Raw genomic sequence first — 17,206 nt, forward strand, 5'->3', positions numbered from 1 at the left:
AAGCATGAAGCCAAGCGGGCTCTTTGGCCCCTCTGGATCATCATGGCGTCCCCCTGGCGTGCGTTGCGTAGACGGCTGCTTCCTTATCGGCGCGGCCTCTCCGGCGTGCGCGCGATGTTCCTGCAGCATGGCCGCATGCGGCTGCCGACCGAGGAGCCGCTGCGCGCGCAACTGCTCAGCGCCGAACAGATGGCCGCGCACGGCGAAGCCCTGGCGCGTAGTCACCGGGTGCGCGGCGGACGCAGCCCCGAGGTGTTGCTGGCGCGGCTGAAACAGAACGAGGACGTGTTGCGCGACGCCCTGGCGATGCTCGCGGCGATGGTCCGCGACGACATCCGCGTCACGCCGGCCGGCGAGTGGCTGCTGGACAACTTCTACCTGGTCGAAGAACAGATCCTGATCGCGCGGCGCCATCTGCCCGCCGGCTACAGCCGCCAGCTGCCGGCGCTGGCGCAGGGCGCGTCGGCCGGGTTGCCGCGCGTCTATGCGTTGTCGATGGACGCGATCGCCCACGGCGACGGCCGTATCGATGCCGACATGGCCAGCCGCTTCATCGCCGCCTACCAGACGGTGACACCGCTGAAGCTGGGCGAGCTGTGGGCGATTCCGATCATGCTGCGCCTGGGCCTGCTGGAAAACCTGCGCCGGGTCGCGGCGCGGGTGATGCGCGACGGCATCGACCACCGCCTGGCCAGCGACTGGGCCGACCGGCTCAATACCGCCGCCGTGCAGGACCCCAAGAGCGTTGTGCTGGTGGTCGCGGACATGGCGCGCTCGCAGCCGCCGCTGTCCGGCGCGTTCGTGGCCGAACTGGTACGCGGGCTGCACGGGCGCGGTGGGGTGCTGGCGATGCCGGTGACCTGGGTCGAGCAGTGGCTGGCCGACGGCGGCCAGCGCATCGACCAGATGGTGCATGCGGAGAGCCAGCAGCAGGCGGCCGACCAGGTCTCGATCAGCAACAGCATCGCCAGCCTGCGTCTGCTGGCGACGATGGACTGGCGCGAGTTCGTCGAGGAGCTGAGCGCGGTCGAAGCGCACCTGCGCCGCGATCCGCACGGCACCTACGCGCAGATGGATTTCCAGACCCGCGACAGCTACCGGCACAGCGTCGAACTGCTGGCGCGGCGCAGCGGCGCCAGCGAGGACGCGGTGGCCGAGTGCGTGCTGCAGCTGGCGCAGGCGGCGGCCGTGGACGACCGGCGCCATGTCGGCTACTACCTGGTCGACGATGGCCAGCGCGACCTGTCGGCGGCGATCGCCGCGTTGCCGCGCGCACGTCGGCGGCCGCACGTGGCGCGGCGCACGCTGCCGCTGCCGGCGTACCTGCTGCCGATCGCGGCCATCGCCGCGTTCGGCAGCTGGAAATTGCTGGCCCAGCTGCATGCGCTGGCCACGGTGCCGGCATGGCTATGGGCGACGACCGCGCTGCTGGGCGTGCTGGTGTTCAGCGAACTGGGCGTGGCGTTGGTCAACTGGGCGGCGACGTTGCTGGTGGCGCCGCGCACGCTGCCGCGGATGGACTTTTCCAAGGGCATTCCGGCGGGCGCGCGCACCCTGGTGGTGGTGCCGAGCATGCTCAGCGACGCGGCCACGATCGACGAACTGGCCGAAGCGCTGGAAGTGCGGTTCCTGGCCAATCGCGATGTGCAGCTGCATTTCGCGTTGCTGACCGATTTCCTGGACGCCGCGCAGGCGACGCTGCCCGGCGACGCGGCGCTGCTCGACCACGCCGCGCAGCACATCGCGCGGCTCAACCAGCGCTACGCGCCGGAACGCGGCGACCGCTTCTTCCTGCTGCACCGCCCGCGCCTGTGGAGCGCCGGCGAGCGCGCCTGGATCGGCCACGAGCGCAAGCGCGGCAAGCTGGCGGCGCTGAACCGGCTGTTGCGCGGCGGGGCCGCCGACGCCGATTTCGGTGCGGTGATCGGCAGCACCGCGCTGCTGGCGCAGGTGCGCTACGTGATCACCCTGGACGCGGACACGCGGCTGCCGCGCGACGCGGCGCGCGAGTTCGTCGCGACCCTGGCGCATCCGCTGAACCGCGCGCGCATCGATCCGGCGCTGGGCCGGGTGACCCGCGGCTACGGCATCCTGCAGCCGAGCGTGGGCAGCAGCATGAGCGGCCATCGCATCACCCGCTACGCGCGCCTGTTCGGCAGCGAACCGGGCATCGACCCGTATACGCGCACCGTGTCCGACGTGTACCAGGACCTGTTCGGCGAAGGCTCGTTCGTCGGCAAGGGCATCTACGACGTGGATGCGTTCGAGCAGGCGCTCGACGGCCGCCTGCCCGACAACCGCATCCTCAGCCACGACCTGCTGGAAGGCTGCTACGCGCGTGCCGGCCTGGTCAGCGATGTGCGCCTGTTCGAGGACTACCCGGCGCGCTATGCGGCCGACGTGAAGCGCCGCGCGCGCTGGATCCGCGGCGACTGGCAGCTGTTGCCGTGGCTGTTGCCGTGGGTGCCCGACGCCGCCGGCCGTTACCGGCGCAATCCGCTCTCGGCGCTGTCGCGCGGCAAGCTGCTGGACAACCTGCGCCGCAGCCTGGTGCCGATCGCCGCCACCGCGTTGCTGGCGACCGGTTGGCTGTGGCTGCCGCGGCCGGCGGCGTGGACCGCCTGGCTGCTGGGCCTGTTCGTGCTGCCGATCGTGGTGCCGGCGTTGCACGACATCGTCGCCAAGCCGGTGGACATGGCCTGGCGCATGCACCTGGGCACGCTGGGCAAGGCCTGGGCGACGCAGCTGCAGCGCGCACTGGTGGCGCTGGCGTGCCTGCCGTACGAGGCCGGCTACGCGGCGTCGGCGATCGTGCGCACGCTGTGGCGCATGCTGGTCAGCCGGCGCCGCCTGCTGCAATGGCATGCATCCGGCGACGTGGCGCGCAGCCTCGGTCGCGGCAATGCGGCGGAGCTGGGCGGGATGGCGCCGGCGGCGCTGTGCGCGCTGGCGCTGCTGGCCGTGCTGGCCTGGCGGCAGCCGCATGCGCTGTGGGTCGCCGCGCCGATCGTGGCGCTGTGGATCGTCGCGCCGGCCGTGATGGCGTGGATGGGTCATGCCGCCGCGCCGCGCCGCGCGCAGCTGGCGCCGCCGCAGCGCGCCTTCCTCGGCCGGCTGTCGCGCCGCACCTGGGCGTTCTTCGAAGTGCACGTGCGCGCGCAGGACCATTGGCTGCCGCCGGACAACGTGCAGGAACATCCGCAACTGGTGGTGGCGCGGCGCACCTCGCCGACCAATATCGGCCTGGCCCTGCTCGGCAATCTGGCCGCCTACGACCTGGGCTACCTGCAGCCGGGCGGGGTGATCGAGCGCACCCGGCTGACTCTGGCGACGATGGAGACGCTGCCGCGCCATCGCGGCCATTTCTACAACTGGTACGACACCGAGACCCTGCTGCCGCTGCCGCCGGCCTATCTGTCGACGGTGGACAGCGGCAACCTGGCCGGGCATCTGCTGACCCTGCGCCAGGGGCTGCTGGCGCTGTGCGATGCGCCGCTGCTGGCCACGGCCACCTTCGACGGGCTGGCCGACACGTTCGGCGTGCTGCGCGAGGCCGCGCACGACAATCCTGCCGCAGCGGCGGTGCCGCAGGCGGCGCTGCACGACGTCGATCAGCGCCTGCAGGCGCTGTGCGCGGCCCCGCCGCAGACGCTGCCGCAGACCTGGCATGCACTGGCTGCGCTGGCCGTGCAGGCGGCCGCGATCGCCGAGCGCTGGCCGCCGCCGGCCGCCGCTACGGAGCAGTCCGCCGACGCGTTGGCGCCGCACTGGCCGCAGGTCCTGCTGGACGCGTGCAACGCGGCGCAGCAGGAACTGCACGAATTCGCGCCGTGGGCGACGGCGCCGGATCGCGACGACGCGTGCCTGCCGGCGACCGAGGCGGCGTTGCCGACGCTGCGCGCGCTGGCCGCGCAGACCTGCAACGCCGAGGCCGCCGAGCGCGCACGCGCGCGCATCCACCAGCTCGAGCGCCTGGCGCATATCGCCGGGCAACTGTCGCTGATGGAATACGGCTTCCTCTACGATCCGGCGCGGCGCCTGCTGGCGATCGGCTACAACGTCGACGAGCGGCGCCTGGACCAGGGCTACTACGACCTGCTGGCGTCGGAGGCGCGGCTGTGCAGCTTCGTCGCCATCGCCCAGGGCCAGCTGCCGCAGGAAAGCTGGTTCGCGCTCGGGCGCCAGCTCACCGAGGTCGACGGCGAAGCGACGCTGCTGTCGTGGAGCGGCTCGATGTTCGAATACCTGATGCCGCAGCTGGTGATGCCCAGCTATGCCGACACCTTGCTCGACCAGACCGCCGTGCATGCGGTCAACGCGCAGATCGCGCACGGCGCGCGGCACGCGGTGCCGTGGGGCGTCTCCGAATCCGGCTACAACGCGGTCGATGCGCGGATGAACTACCAGTACCGTGCGTTCGGCGTGCCCGGGCTGGGCCTCAAGCGCGGGCTCGGCGACGATTTGGTGATCGCGCCATACGCCAGCATGATGGCGCTGATGGTGGCCCCGGAAGCGGCCTGCGCCAACCTGCAGCGGCTTTCCGAGTCCGGTTTCGGCGGCCGTTTCGGCCTGCACGAGGCGATCGACTACACCCCCAGCCGGGTGCCGCCCGGGCAGGACCATGCGCTGATCCGTTCGTACATGGCGCATCACCAGGGCATGGGCCTGCTGGCGCTGGACCATCTGCTGCGCGAGCAGCCGATGCAGAAGCGTTTCGCCGCCGATGCCGAATTCCAGGCCACCTTGCTGCTGCTGCAGGAACGGATCCCGCGGGTGGGCGTGTTCCATCCGCAGGAGGCCGACGGCGCCGCACGCAGCCCTCAGGACGCGCGCGAGGACGAGACCCAGCTGCGCGTATTCCGCGATCCGAGCGCGCCGCGGCCGGCGGTGCAACTGCTCTCCAACGGCCGCTACCACGGCCTGCTGACCAGCGCCGGCGGTGGCTACAGCCGCATGCGCGACATGGCCATCACCCGCTGGCGCGAGGACGCCACCCGCGATCATTGGGGCAGCTTCTGCTACCTGCGCGACGTGGACAGCGGCGACTACTGGTCGGCCGCCTACCAGCCCACCGCCGTGGCGGTGGACCACTACGAGGCGATCTTCTCCGATGCCAAGGCCGAGTTCCGCGGCCGCAAGCGCGGCTTCGACACGCACCTGGAAGTGGCGATCTCCGCCGAGGACGACATCGAGCTGCGCCGCCTGCGGGTCAGCAACCGTTCGCGGCAGCCGCGCACCATCGAGATCACCACCTATGCCGAAGTGGTGCTGGCGCCGGCCATCGCCGACGAACTGCACCCGGCCTTCAGCAACTTGTTCGTGCAGACCGAGATCGCCCGCGACACGCAGGCGCTGCTGTGCACGCGGCGCACCGGCGCGCACGACGAGGTGGCGCCGTGGATGTTCCATCTGGTGGCGGTACACGATGCGCACATCGGCGCGATTTCCTACGAGACCGACCGCGCGCGCTTCCTCGGCCGCGGCAATACGGCACGCACCCCGCGCGCGCTGAGCCGGGATGCGGCGCTGTCCGACACCGCCGGTTCGGTGCTCGACCCGGTGGTCGCGATCCGCTGCCGGATCGAGCTGGCACCGGAGCAGACCGCGATGATCGACATGGTCTACGGCGTCGGTGGCGACCGTACCGCGTGCATGGCGCTGATCGACAAGTACCGCGACCGGCGCCTGGCCGACCGCGTGTTCGACCTGGCCTGGACCCACAGCCAGGTGGTGCGCCGCCAGATCAACGCCTCGCAGGCCGACGCGCAGCTGTACGAGCGCCTGGCCGGGCTGATGGTGTACGTGAACCCGGCGCTGCGCGCCGACAGCGAACTGCTGCTGCAGAACCGGCGCGGCCAGTCCGGGCTGTGGGGCCATGCGATCTCCGGCGACCTGCCGATCGCGCTGCTGCAGATCGGCGATGCCGACAACATCGAACTGGTGCGGCAGATGGTGCAGGCGCACGCGTACTGGCGGCTCAAGGGCCTGCATGCGGACCTGGTGATCTGGAACGAGAGCCAGAGCGGCTACCGGCAACAGCTGCAGGAACAGATCCTGGGCATGGTCGCGGCCGATCCGGACGCCAGCGTGCTGGAGCGCCCCGGCGGCATCTTCGTGCGCCCGGTGCAGAACATCTCGCAGGAGGACCGCATCCTGCTGCAGGTGGTGGCGCGGGTCATCGTCAGCGACCAGCGCGGCACCCTGGCCGCGCAGATCGGCCGGCACCTGCCGCCGCCGCGCGGCATGCCGGAACTGGTGCCGTTGCCGGCCGCCGCGCTGGCCGAGGCGCAGGAGCACGCACAGGCGCTGGCGCCGTTCGCGGCCGCCAGCGGCGACCCGCACGAGGATCCGTGGCCGTTCGCGCCGGCGCAGGGCGAGGTGCTGTTCGACAACGGCACCGGCGCCTTCGCCGCCGACGGCCGCGAATACCTGGTGGCGCTGCGCGAGGGCGCGCCGACGCCGGCGCCGTGGTCCAACGTGCTGGCCAATGCGCAGCTGGGCACGGTGCTCAGCGAAAGCGCCGCCGGCTACACCTGGTTCGAGAATGCGCACGAGTTCCGCCTGTCGCCCTGGCACAACGACCCGGTCGCCGACACCTGCGGCGAAGCGTTCTACCTGCGCGACGAAGACAGCGGCCGGGTGTGGTCGCCGCAAGCGCTGCCGCGCCGCGGCGAGGGCGACTACCGTACCCGCCACGGCTTCGGCTACAGCGTCTACGAGCATGTGCAGGACGGCATCGCCAGCGAGCTGTGGGTGTACGTGGCGCTGCACGAAGCGGTGAAGTTCTCGGTGCTGAAGCTGCGCAACCTGTCCGGGCGCAGCCGGCGCCTGTCGGCGACCGGCTATGTGGAATGGGTGCTGGGCGACCTGCGGGTGAAATCGCAGATGCACGTGGTCAGCGAGCAGGACGGCACGCACGGCGCACTGCTGGCCTGCAATCCGTACAACGCCGAGTTCGCCGCGCGTACCGCGTTCTTCGACGTGGATGCGACCGCGCGCAGTTGCACCGGCGACCGCAACGAATTCCTCGGCCGCAACGGCGACATGGCCCACCCGCAGGCGCTGCGCCGCGAACGCCTGTCCGGGCGCCTCGGCGCCGGGTTGGATCCGTGCGCGGCGATCCAGGTGCCGTTGACCCTGGCCGCCGGCGCCGAGTGCGAGACCGTGTTCCGGCTCGGCGCCGGCAAGGACCGCGATGCCGCGGTGGACCTGGCGCGGCGCATGCGCGGCCGCGACGCCGCGCACGACGCGCTGGATGCGGTGCGCATCCATTGGCGCCAGCTGCTTGGCGGGCTGCAGGTGAAGACGCCCGATCCCAGCGTGGACCTGCTGGTCAACGGCTGGCTGCCGTACCAGACCCTGGCCTGCCGCTACCTGGCGCGCAGCGGCTATTACCAGTCCGGCGGCGCGTTCGGTTTCCGCGACCAGCTGCAGGACATGATGGCGCTGGTCCACGCCACCCCGGAACTGGCGCGCGAGCACCTGCTGGCCAGCGCCGCGCACCAGTTTCCGCAGGGCGACGTGCTGCACTGGTGGCATCCGCCGCAGGACCGCGGCGTGCGCACGCGCTGTTCGGACGACTACCTGTGGCTGCCGCTGGCGGCGTGCCGCTACCTGCAGGTCACCGGCGACCGCGGCGTACTCGACGAAGACGTGCGCTACATCGAAGGCCGCGCCGTCGGCGCCGACGAGGAGTCGTACTACGACCTGCCGGCGCCGTCGAGCCAGCGTGCGCCGTTGTATGCGCACTGCGTGCAGGCGTTGCGCCGCGGCATGGCCCTGCTCGGCGAGCGCGGCCTGCCGCTGATCGGCACCGGCGACTGGAACGACGGCATGAACCGGGTGGGCGAGGGCGGCAAGGGCGAGAGCGTGTGGCTGGGCTTCTTCCTGTACCACGTGCTGCAGCAGTTCGCGGCGCTGGCGCGCAGCCGCGAGGATGCGGCCTTCGCCGACGAGTGCGATGCGGCGGCGCATGCGCTGCGCGGCAATCTCGAGGCGCACGCCTGGGATGGCGGCTGGTACCGGCGCGCGTGGTTCGACGACGGCACTGCGCTGGGTTCGGCGCAAAATGCCGAATGTCGCATCGATTCGATCTCGCAGAGCTGGTCGGTGCTGTCCGGCGCGGCCGAACCGGCGCGCGCGCGGCAGGCGATGGCCGCGCTGGACCGGCATCTGGTCAAGCGCGACGCCGGCCTGATCCAGCTGCTGGAGCCGCCGTTCGACCGCATCGAGCACGATCCGGGTTACATCCGCGGCTACGTGCCGGGCGTGCGCGAGAACGGCGGGCAGTACACGCATGCGGCGGTGTGGGCGGCGATGGCCTTCGCCCGGCTCGGCGACGGCGAACGCGCCTGGGAACTGGCGCGGATGATCAACCCGATCCAGCACAGCCTGGATGCGATGGCCAACGAGCGCTACAAGGTCGAACCCTACGTGCTCGCCGCCGACGTCTACGGCGTGGCGCCGCACGTGGGCCGCGGCGGCTGGACCTGGTACACCGGCTCGGCCGGGTGGATGTACCGGCTGCTGGTCGAATCGCTGCTCGGCCTGCAGCGCGAAGGCGACTGCCTGCAGCTGCGGCCATGCCTGCCGGCCGATTGGGAGCGCTGCGAACTGCAGTACCGCCATGGCGGCAGCACGTACCACATCGAACTGCTGCAGCACGCAGCGGAGCAGGCAGGCGATGCCGCCGATCCTGCCGACAGCGCCGGCCTGTTCGTGGACGGCGTGCGCCAGCGCGATGGGCGCATCGCGCTGGCCGACGACGGCAAGACGCATCGCGTGCAATGGCGGCAGCCGCGCGCGCCGGCATGAACACGCGTGCGCAAACGCAGGCGGCGTTGGCGCATATGGCGGCGATGCTGCCCGAATGGACCGCGCATCTGCGCCATCCGGACGAGTTCTGGCCGCAATTCAGCGCGCTCGCGCAGGAGCTGCTGGATGCGGCGGACCCGGACGATCGCGTGCAGGCACGCCAGGCACTGGCGGCGATGCTCGCCGAACACGCGATCGATACGCGGCTGCTGCCGCACTGAGCCGCGTTGTCGCTCGGTGAGCGCACGCCATCGTGCGAATCGCCCGGCAATCGGTGGCAGCCCTCAGCGCCGCGGCGTATGGCGCTGCGCCGATCCCGCCACACTGGCCTCACGGCATGGTCACCCTGGTTGCACGTCGCCTGCGGCAACACTGCGCTCCACGCCGTCGCAAGAGGACACCATCCGATGCAAGCTCTCACCTATCACGGCACCAAGGACGTGCGCGTGGAAACCGTTCCCGATCCGGTCCTGGTCGATGCCGACGACATCGTGCTGCGGGTTACCGCCACCGCGATCTGCGGCTCGGACCTGCACCTGTACCGCGGCAAGATTCCCGACCTGCACAGCGGCGATGTGCTCGGCCACGAGTTCATGGGCGTGGTCGAAGACGTGGGCCCCGGGGTGACGCGGGTGAAGAAGGGCGACCGCGTGGTGATCCCGTTCGTGATCGCCTGCGGCGAGTGCTTCCACTGCCGCCTGACCGAATACGCCGCCTGCGAGACCACCAATACCGGCAAGGGCGCCGCGCTGAACCAGAAAGGCATCCGCCCGCCGGCGGCGCTTTTCGGCTACAGCCATCTGTACGGCGGCGTCGCCGGCGGCCAGGCCGAGTACGTGCGCGTGCCCAAGGCCAACGTCGGCCCGCTGGTGGTGCCGGACGCGCTGCACGACGAGCAGGTGCTGTTCCTGTCCGACATCCTGCCCACCGGCTACCAGGCCGCGCTCAATGCGGGCGTAGGGCAGGGCAGCACGGTGGCGATCTTCGGCGCCGGTCCGGTCGGGCTGATGACCGCCGCCTGCTGCCGCATGCTCGGCGCCGAACGCATCTTCATGGTCGACCGCTATCAGTACCGGCTGGATTTCGCGCAGAAGACCTATGGCGTGATCCCGCTCAACTTCGAACAGATCGACGATCCGGCCGACATCATCGTCGGCCAGACCGATGGCCGCGGCGTGGATGCCAGCATCGATGCGGTCGGCTTCGAGGCCAAGGGCAGCACCGTGGAAACAGTGATGGCCACGCTGAAGCTGGAAGGCAGCAGTGGCACCGCGTTGCGCCAGTGCATCGCCGCCACGCGCCGCGGCGGCACGGTCAGCGTGCCCGGCGTGTACGCCGGTTTCATCCATGGCTTCCTGTTCGGCGACGCCTTCGACAAGGGCCTGACCTTCAAGATGGGCCAGACCCACGTGCAGCGTTTCCTGCCGGAGCTGCTGGAGCATATCGGCGAAGGCCGGCTCAAGCCGAACGAGATCATCACCCACCGGATGGGCCTGGCGCAGGCCGCCGACGGCTATGCGATCTTCGACAAGAAGGAACAGGACTGCCGCAAGGTGATCCTGACGCCGTAACGCGACGCGACCGTCGCCTCGCTGCCGTCGCGCTGTACGCAGCCGACGGTGGCCGAGGCCGGCATCGTGCATGAACTCTTTATCGATGTGCACGTCGCGGTGCGGCGTGCACACGCTGCGTGGGCGCCGTGCCTGGTGTGATCGCGGCTCACCCATGCATCGCCTGCCGCGCATCCGCCGCGCCATCGCGTGTGTCGTTTTCCGAATTGCCTGAGAGACGTCCTTGACCGAACTGCTTTCCCCTGCCGCCTTGGGCGACGCCTGCGATCTGCGCGGTGCCGCCTTGCGCGTGCTCAAACGCTATCCGCAACTGCCGCTGCCCGGCGCCGGCAACACCCTGGACCGCTGGCGGATCCTGTCCGAGATCGCCGCGACCGACGTGTGCCTGGCCAAGGTGCTGGAGGCGCATTACGACGCGCAGGCGATCCTGGCCGAGCTGGGCGCCGCACCGCCCGCGCCTAGGCAACTGTTCGCGGTGTGGGCCGCCGAAGCGCCGGATGCGCGTCTGGCCTATCGCATTGATGCCGGGCGTGGCGAAGTGCACGGCCGCAAGGCCTGGTGCTCCGGTGCCGGCCTGGTCGATTGCGCGCTGCTCACCGCGCACGACCAGGACCGCCAGCAACTGGCGCAGGTGCAACTGCGCCAGCCGGGCATCGCCATCGATACGCAGGCGTGGGCCGCGGTCGGCATGGCGCGCGTGGTCAGCGGGCCGGTGACGTTCGATGCGGTGCCGGCCAGCGCGATCGGCGCGCCGGGCGAGTATCTGACGCGTCCGGGGTTCTGGCATGGCGGCGCCGGCATCGCCGCCTGCTGGTTCGGCGCGGCGGCCGCGGTGGCCGAGCGCTTGCGCGCGCATCCCAAGCTGCAGCGCGATGCGCATGCGGCGATGCATCTGGGCGCGATCGACCAGCAGCTCGGCGCGGCGCGCGCGCTGTTGCGCGAACTGGCCGCGGCGATCGACGCGGCGCCCGAGCACGATCACCGGCACGCGGTGGTCCGCTTGCGTTCGTTCGTGGAGCGGGCGGCCAGCGACGTGCTCGATCGTGTCGGCCGCGCGCTGGGCCCGGCGCCGCTGTGCAGCGATCGCGAACACGCCATGCGCTGCGCCGACCTGGCGGTGTTCGTGCGGCAGAGCCATGCCGAGCACGATTGGGCGGCGCTGGGCCAGGCGCTGGCCGAACAGGTGCAGCCATGGCGGTTGTGAGCGCGGCGCAGATCCACGGCGACGGCACGCCCGAGTCGGCGTGGCAGCGCTCGCCGTGGCTGGCGGGCTTGCCGCAGCGCCGGATCGAAGACCTGCTCGCCGGCGCACGCCGGCTGGTGGTGGTGTCGCCGCATCCGGACGACGAAGCGCTGGGCTGCGGCGGCGCGGTCGCCTGTGCGCGGCGGCTGCGCGTGCCGGTGTGCCTGATCGCGGTGACCGATGGCGAAGCCTGCTATCCGGACGATCCTTACTGGACGCCGCAGCGCCTGCGCGACGTGCGCCGCGCCGAACTGGCCGCCGCCGCGCAGTGCCTGGGTCTGGACGCCGATGCGATCTGCCACCTGCGCATCGCCGACGGCCAGGTCGGCCAGCGCGAATTCGTGGTCGCCGAACAGATCCACGCGCACTTGCACGCAGGCGATCTGGTGCTGACGACGTGGCGCCACGACGGCCATCCCGACCACGAAGCCGCCGCGCGCGCGGTGCGGCGCGCCGTCGCCGCCTGCGATGCGCGCATGGCCGAATTCCCGGTCTGGGCCTGGCACTGGATGGACGCCGGCGCGCCGCAGCAGGCGCTGCCTGGCGCGGTCCGCTACGCGCTGGACGATGCCGACTGGCAAGCCAAGCAACAGGCGCTGCGTTGCTTCGCCTCGCAGCTGGGCACCGCGCAACCGGCGGTGCCGGCGCCGATCCTGCCGCCGCAGGTGCTGGAACGTTTCGCGCGCCGCTTCGAGGTCTTTGTCGCATGAGCGCGGTGCAGCAGTATTTCGGCGACATCTACCGCGACGACGACCCGTTCGGCTATCGCGAACGCTGGTACGAGGCGCGCAAGCGCGCGCTGCTGCTGGCCAGCCTGCCGCGCGCACGCTTCGCTCGCGCCTGGGAATTGGGCTGCTCCAACGGCGAACTGACCGCGGCGCTGGCGCCGCGCTGCGACGCGCTGCTGGCCACCGACCTGTCCGAGCGTGCGGTGGCCCTGGCCGCACAGCGCAATGCGGATTTTGCGCACGTGCGCGTGCAGCAGGCCGAGCATCCGCGCAGCTGGCCGCCGGGCCGTTTCGACCTGATCGTGTTCAGCGAGGTCGGCTATTACCTGCCGTTGCCGCTGCTGCAGGACTGCATCCAGCGCCTGCGCGCCTCGTTGACCGAGCAGGGCGTGCTGGTCGCCTGCCATTGGCTGCATCCGTTCGCGCAGGCGTGCATGGACGGACGCGCCGTGCACGCCTGCCTGGCGCAGACCCTGCAGTTGCCGCGCCTGCTGCATTACCAGGACGACGACGTGCTGCTCGAAGCCTGGAGCGCCACCCCGTATTCGGTCGCGGCCGCGGAGCGGCTGCGGTGATCGCGGTCCTGATTCCGGCACACGACGAGGAACGGCTGATCGGCGCCTGCCTGCGCTCGGTGGCGACGGCGGCGCAATGCGCCGGCCTGCGCGGCGAGGCGGTGCAGGTGTTCGTCGCCCTGGACCGCTGCAGCGACGGCACCGCCGGCATCGTCGCCGCGCACGGCGCGCAGGCCATCGTGCTGCAGTCCGGCAATGTCGGCAGCGCGCGCGCGGCCGCCGCCGAGGCCGCGCTGGCCGCTGGCGCGCGCTGGCTGGCCTGTACCGACGCCGACTCGGTGGTGCCGGCGAACTGGCTGTCGGCGCAGCTGGACTGCGCCAGCGACGCGTTCTGCGGCATCGTCACGGTCGGCGACTGGGACGACTACGACAGCGCGATGCGCGATGCCTACCGCGCCGGCGAATGCCGCCGCGACGACCACCCGCACGTGCATGGCGCCAACCTGGGTCTCAGCGCCGACCTGTACCGGCGCTGCGGCGGCTTCCTGCCGCTGGCCGCGCACGAGGACGTGGCCCTGGTCGAGGCGATGGTGCGCGCGGATGCGCGGATCGCACGCCGCGCGCAGCCGGTGGTGGTCACCAGCGCCCGACGCGTGGCGCGTGCGCGCGGCGGCTTCAGCGATTACCTGAAGCAAATGGAGCGCAGCCTGGCCGAATCGCTGCTGCCCACGCCCGGTGGCGACGTGCTGGCTTGAGCCGAGGTGCATAGCCCCTCTCCCGTCGGGAGAGGGGTCGGGGTGAGGGTCCGGCGCGAAGCGACTCGCTGCGATGGGGTGCGCGAGGCTGTGCCCGTGCCCTCATCCGCCCCTGCGGGGCACCTTCCCCCGAAAAGGGGGCCATGGTCCCGAGGGGAGAAGGGAACGGCCTAGCCCCTCTCCCGTCGGGAGAGGGGTTGGGGTGAGGGTCCGGCGCGAAGCGGCTCGCTGCGATGGGGTGCACGAGGCTTCGCCCGTACCCTCATCCGCCCCTGCGGGGCACCTTCTCCCGACGGGAGAAGGAACCGCGGCTAGCCCCTCTCCCCTCGGGAGAGGGGTTGGGGTGAGGGTCCGGCGCGAAGCGACTCGCTGCGATGGGGTGCGCGAGGCTGTGCCCGTACCCTCATCCGCCCCTGCGGGGCACCTTCCCCCGAAAAGGGGGCCATGGTCCCGACGGGAGAAGGGAGCGATCAGGCACCACTCCACGCCCATGTCCGTCTCATGACGGCGACGACCCAACGGCCTGCGCAGGGCGCGACCACCGCCAGGGCAACGCGCATTCAGCCAGGAACGCGGAACCGCGCCCGCAGCGGACAGGCCTCGGGATAAGTTTTGTCTCGGGTTTGTTGCGGGACAGCAGCCAGCCCGGGCGTGGTTCCGCGTTTGTCAATAGGCGCCAAGTGGTTTCTTTTGTTTTTCAATCACTTGCTTCATGGCGCCCGCTGCGCCGGCGAGCGCGAGGTTGTCCACAAGGGGTGTGGATGACTTCTGCATAAGGGTGTGGATAAGCCCATCGCGGCCACGTGCCACAAGACTGTCAAGAGACATGGCGAAAAATTAGACAGGCCGATGTGCGGCGCCCGGCTTCGTCCCGATTTCGGATGCCGGCAACGCCGTTCGTCGGCTCCGGAGAGGACGAGGCCGGACCGCCGCTACGGCCATGACACGGATGGGGTGGCGGGTGCAGGGGGGGCTCGGGAGGCCGTACTACGTCCTGCCGGGGTGACCACCTCTGCGGTCCGGCGCTTCCGCCGCCGCAAACCAAAACCGCGCCATGCGGAGGCATGGCGCGGTCGGGGCAGGGTGCCGCTGGCGATGCTGGCTCAGGCGAGCATGCGCAGCTTCGGTTCGCGGTCCCACTGGCGGGTCTTGGCCGCCTCGATGAAGCCCTTGCCGTTGCCGGCATCGAGCACGCCGGCGTCCTTGACCACGTTGCCGGCCTTCAGCAGCGGCTGCGCGCCGGCATCGGCGGCGATCGCCTTCAGGTGCGCGAAGGCGTTGCTGACGAAATCGACCGCCGCCGACTCCTTGCTCAACTGCTTGCCGGCCTCGGCCGACAGCACCACCGCCACCGCGTCGAACACGAACGACGGGGTGCCGGCCAGTTGCCCATCCGCGGCCAGCTTCCTGCCGTCGCTGAGCTTGGCGCCGCCCAGCTTCGGCGCGACGATCTTGACCGTGGCGCCGGCGTCGCGCGCTGCCTTCTGCAGGTTCTTCACCGTCGCCGCGTCGGACCCGTCGTGGACCAGGATGCCGATCGCACGGCCCTGCAGGGTCGGCTTCATCTTGCCGATCAGCTGCAGCGCCGGCGACGGCGGCATGTCCTGCGGCGCGACCGCGGCCGGCGGTGCCGGCGGCAAGGTGTCCATGCCCAGGCCGTCGGCCACGCGCTGCGCCAGCGCCGGATCGACGTGGCGCAGGTGTCCGACCACCGCCTCACGCACATGCGCGGTCTCCACCTTCGACAGCTCGAACACCAGCGCCGAGGCGACGTGCGCCTGCTCCGGCTTGCTCTGGCTGCGGAAGAACATGCGCGCCTGGCTGTAATGGTCGGCGAAGCTCTCCGCGCGCACGCGGCCCTTGGCGCCGTCCTCGCTGGGCGTGGCGTGGCTGGGGAAGCCGCGCGCGCTTTCGCGCGGGGTGTCGTCCTGCAGCGAGCTGGGCTCGTAGGCGACGCGGCCCTTGGGCACGCCCATCTGCATGTGCCCGTCGCGCTGCATATTGGCGAACGGGCACTTCGGCGCGTTGATCGGGATCTGGTGGAAGTTCGGCCCGCCCAGGCGGCTGAGCTGGGTGTCCAGGTAGGAGAACAGGCGGCCCTGCAGCAGCGGATCGTTGGAGAAGTCGATGCCGGGCGCGATGTTGGCCGGGCAATACGCCACCTGCTCGGTCTCGGCGAAGAAGTTGTCCGGCCAGCGGTCCAGCACCATGCGCCCGACGATCTTCAGCGGCACCAGTTCTTCCGGGATCAGCTTGGTGGAATCGAGATGGTCGAACGGGAACTTGTCCGCCTCTTCCTCCGTGAACAGCTGCACGCCCAGCTCCCATTCCGGGAAATCGCCTTGCTGGATCGCCTCGAACAGGTCGCGGCGGTGGAAATCCGGATCGGCGCCGGCCAGCTTCACCGCTTCGTCCCACACCGTGGACTGCAGGCCCAGCTTGGGCCGCCAGTGGAACTTGACGAAGGTGCTGTTGCCGTTCGCGTCGAGCAGGCGGAAGCTGTGGATGCCGAAGCCTTCGATCATGCGCAGCGAGCGCGGAATGGTGCGGTCGCTCATCGCCCACATGATCATGTGCAGCGATTCGGGAGTCAGCGAGATGAAGTCCCAGAACGTGTCGTGCGCGCTGGCCGCCTGCGGGAAGCCGCGGTCCGGCTCCATCTTCACCGCGTGGATCAGGTCCGGGAACTTGATCGCGTCCTGGATGAAGAACACCGGGATGTTGTTGCCGACCAGGTCCCAGTTGCCTTCCTTGGTGTAGAACTTGACCGCGAAGCCGCGCACGTCGCGCGGCGTGTCCACCGAGCCGGCGCCGCCGGCGACGGTGGAAAAGCGGGTGAACACCGGCGTCTTCACCCCGACCTCGGTGAGGATCTTGGCGGTGGTGTACTTGTCCAGCGAGGCGGTCAGTTCGAAATAGCCGTGCGCGGCGCTGCCGCGCGCGTGCACGATGCGCTCGGGGATGCGTTCGTGGTCGAAGTGGGTGATCTTCTCGCGCAGGATGAAGTCTTCCAGCAACGTCGGCCCGCGCGGGGTGGCGCGCAGCGAGTTCTGGTTGTCGGCGATCGGAATGCCCTGGTTGGTGGTCAGCGGCGGATGCGTGCCGCCGGCGTGCTGGTGCAGTTCGTCGCCGCGACCGCGCTGGTCGGCGACGGCGCTGGTATCGACGGGCGTGCTGGATTTGCTGGGCTTGCGAGGGCTGGCCATGGATGTGCGCTCCGGGGGATGAGGCGGGGACGGCGGAAGGGATTCGCGCTGCAATGGCTGCACAATGCGCGGGAGAGAGAGGGTGTCAGGGGTCTGACCGATGCTGGGCCGGCAGGCGTGAACGGTCCGTGCAACCTGTCCGAGCATGGCGTGAGGACGGCGCGGCGGCGTGTGGTGCGGTTCGCACAACGCGCAGAGGCGCGAGTGGCGTGCATTCGCCGTGTAGCGACGCGGCTCGCCGCCGTCGCCCGCGGCCTCTGCGGCGAACCGCGGTCGTACCGCTGCAGCTGGCCGTCGGGAGGCCGCAAGCGCCGCCAGGTGCGGGCGTTGCCGCCAAGCCGGGGCTACAGGACGGCGCCGCGCGGCCGATAGTG

8 protein-coding genes are annotated in these 17,206 nt (G+C 70.9%); 7 read left to right on the forward strand and 1 reads right to left on the reverse strand.

All coding sequences use genetic code 11. The features are described 5' to 3' along the window. Positions 1-135: 135 nt before the first annotated feature. The 7 genes from HDC36_RS20675 to HDC36_RS20705 all read left to right on the forward strand — a co-directional run bounded on the left by HDC36_RS20675 (position 136) and on the right by HDC36_RS20705 (position 13,626). Positions 136-8,814 (forward strand): glucoamylase family protein, encoded by an 8,679-nt coding sequence (locus tag HDC36_RS20675; RefSeq protein ID WP_255432849.1) that lies wholly within the window; start codon positions 136-138, stop codon positions 8,812-8,814. Positions 8,815-8,849: 35 nt separating this feature from the next. After that, positions 8,850-9,035: a hypothetical protein gene (locus HDC36_RS20680; protein ID WP_241093206.1), complete on the forward strand. Its 186-nt coding sequence runs from the start codon at positions 8,850-8,852 to the stop codon at positions 9,033-9,035. Between the two features lie 186 nt (positions 9,036-9,221). Continuing rightward, a complete protein-coding gene (locus tag HDC36_RS20685) occupies positions 9,222-10,385 on the forward strand; it encodes a zinc-dependent alcohol dehydrogenase (RefSeq protein WP_179570745.1) in 1,164 nt (387 codons plus the stop codon). Positions 10,386-10,608: 223 nt separating this feature from the next. Next, positions 10,609-11,589: an acyl-CoA dehydrogenase gene (locus HDC36_RS20690; RefSeq protein ID WP_255432850.1), complete on the forward strand. Its 981-nt coding sequence runs from the start codon at positions 10,609-10,611 to the stop codon at positions 11,587-11,589. Beyond that, a complete protein-coding gene (locus tag HDC36_RS20695; protein ID WP_179570746.1) occupies positions 11,577-12,338 on the forward strand; it encodes a PIG-L family deacetylase in 762 nt (253 codons plus the stop codon). Before HDC36_RS20690 ends, HDC36_RS20695 begins: the two co-directional genes overlap by 13 nt. Further along, positions 12,335-12,931, forward strand: coding sequence for a class I SAM-dependent methyltransferase (locus HDC36_RS20700; protein WP_179570747.1), 597 nt, complete (start codon positions 12,335-12,337; stop codon positions 12,929-12,931). Before HDC36_RS20695 ends, HDC36_RS20700 begins: the two co-directional genes overlap by 4 nt. After that, a complete protein-coding gene (locus tag HDC36_RS20705) occupies positions 12,928-13,626 on the forward strand; it encodes a glycosyltransferase family 2 protein (protein ID WP_179570748.1) in 699 nt (232 codons plus the stop codon). The genes HDC36_RS20700 and HDC36_RS20705 overlap by 4 nt, the downstream gene beginning before the upstream one ends. 1,103 nt (positions 13,627-14,729) lie before the next feature. Here the strand turns inward: HDC36_RS20705 and HDC36_RS20710 are convergent. Then, positions 14,730-16,832, reverse strand: a complete 2,103-nt coding sequence (locus HDC36_RS20710) for a catalase (RefSeq protein WP_179570749.1) — start codon at positions 16,830-16,832, stop codon at positions 14,730-14,732. Positions 16,833-17,206: the final 374 nt, after the last annotated feature.

The sequence above is a fragment of the Xanthomonas sp. JAI131 genome, from assembly GCF_013410075.1.
GTDB lineage: Bacteria > Pseudomonadota > Gammaproteobacteria > Xanthomonadales > Xanthomonadaceae > Xanthomonas_A > Xanthomonas_A bonasiae.

Excerpts from the sequence above, each read along its gene's own strand:
- HDC36_RS20675 (WP_255432849.1), top strand. The coding sequence starts at position 136 with ATGCGGCTGCCGACCGAGGAGCCGCTGCGCGCGCAACTGCTCAGCGCC.
- HDC36_RS20680 (WP_241093206.1), top strand. The coding sequence starts at position 8,850 with ATGGCGGCGATGCTGCCCGAATGGACCGCGCATCTGCGCCATCCGGAC.
- HDC36_RS20685 (WP_179570745.1), top strand. The coding sequence starts at position 9,222 with ATGCAAGCTCTCACCTATCACGGCACCAAGGACGTGCGCGTGGAAACC.
- HDC36_RS20695 (WP_179570746.1), top strand. The coding sequence starts at position 11,577 with ATGGCGGTTGTGAGCGCGGCGCAGATCCACGGCGACGGCACGCCCGAG.
- HDC36_RS20700 (WP_179570747.1), top strand. The coding sequence starts at position 12,335 with ATGAGCGCGGTGCAGCAGTATTTCGGCGACATCTACCGCGACGACGAC.
- HDC36_RS20710 (WP_179570749.1), bottom strand. The coding sequence starts at position 16,832 with ATGGCCAGCCCTCGCAAGCCCAGCAAATCCAGCACGCCCGTCGATACC.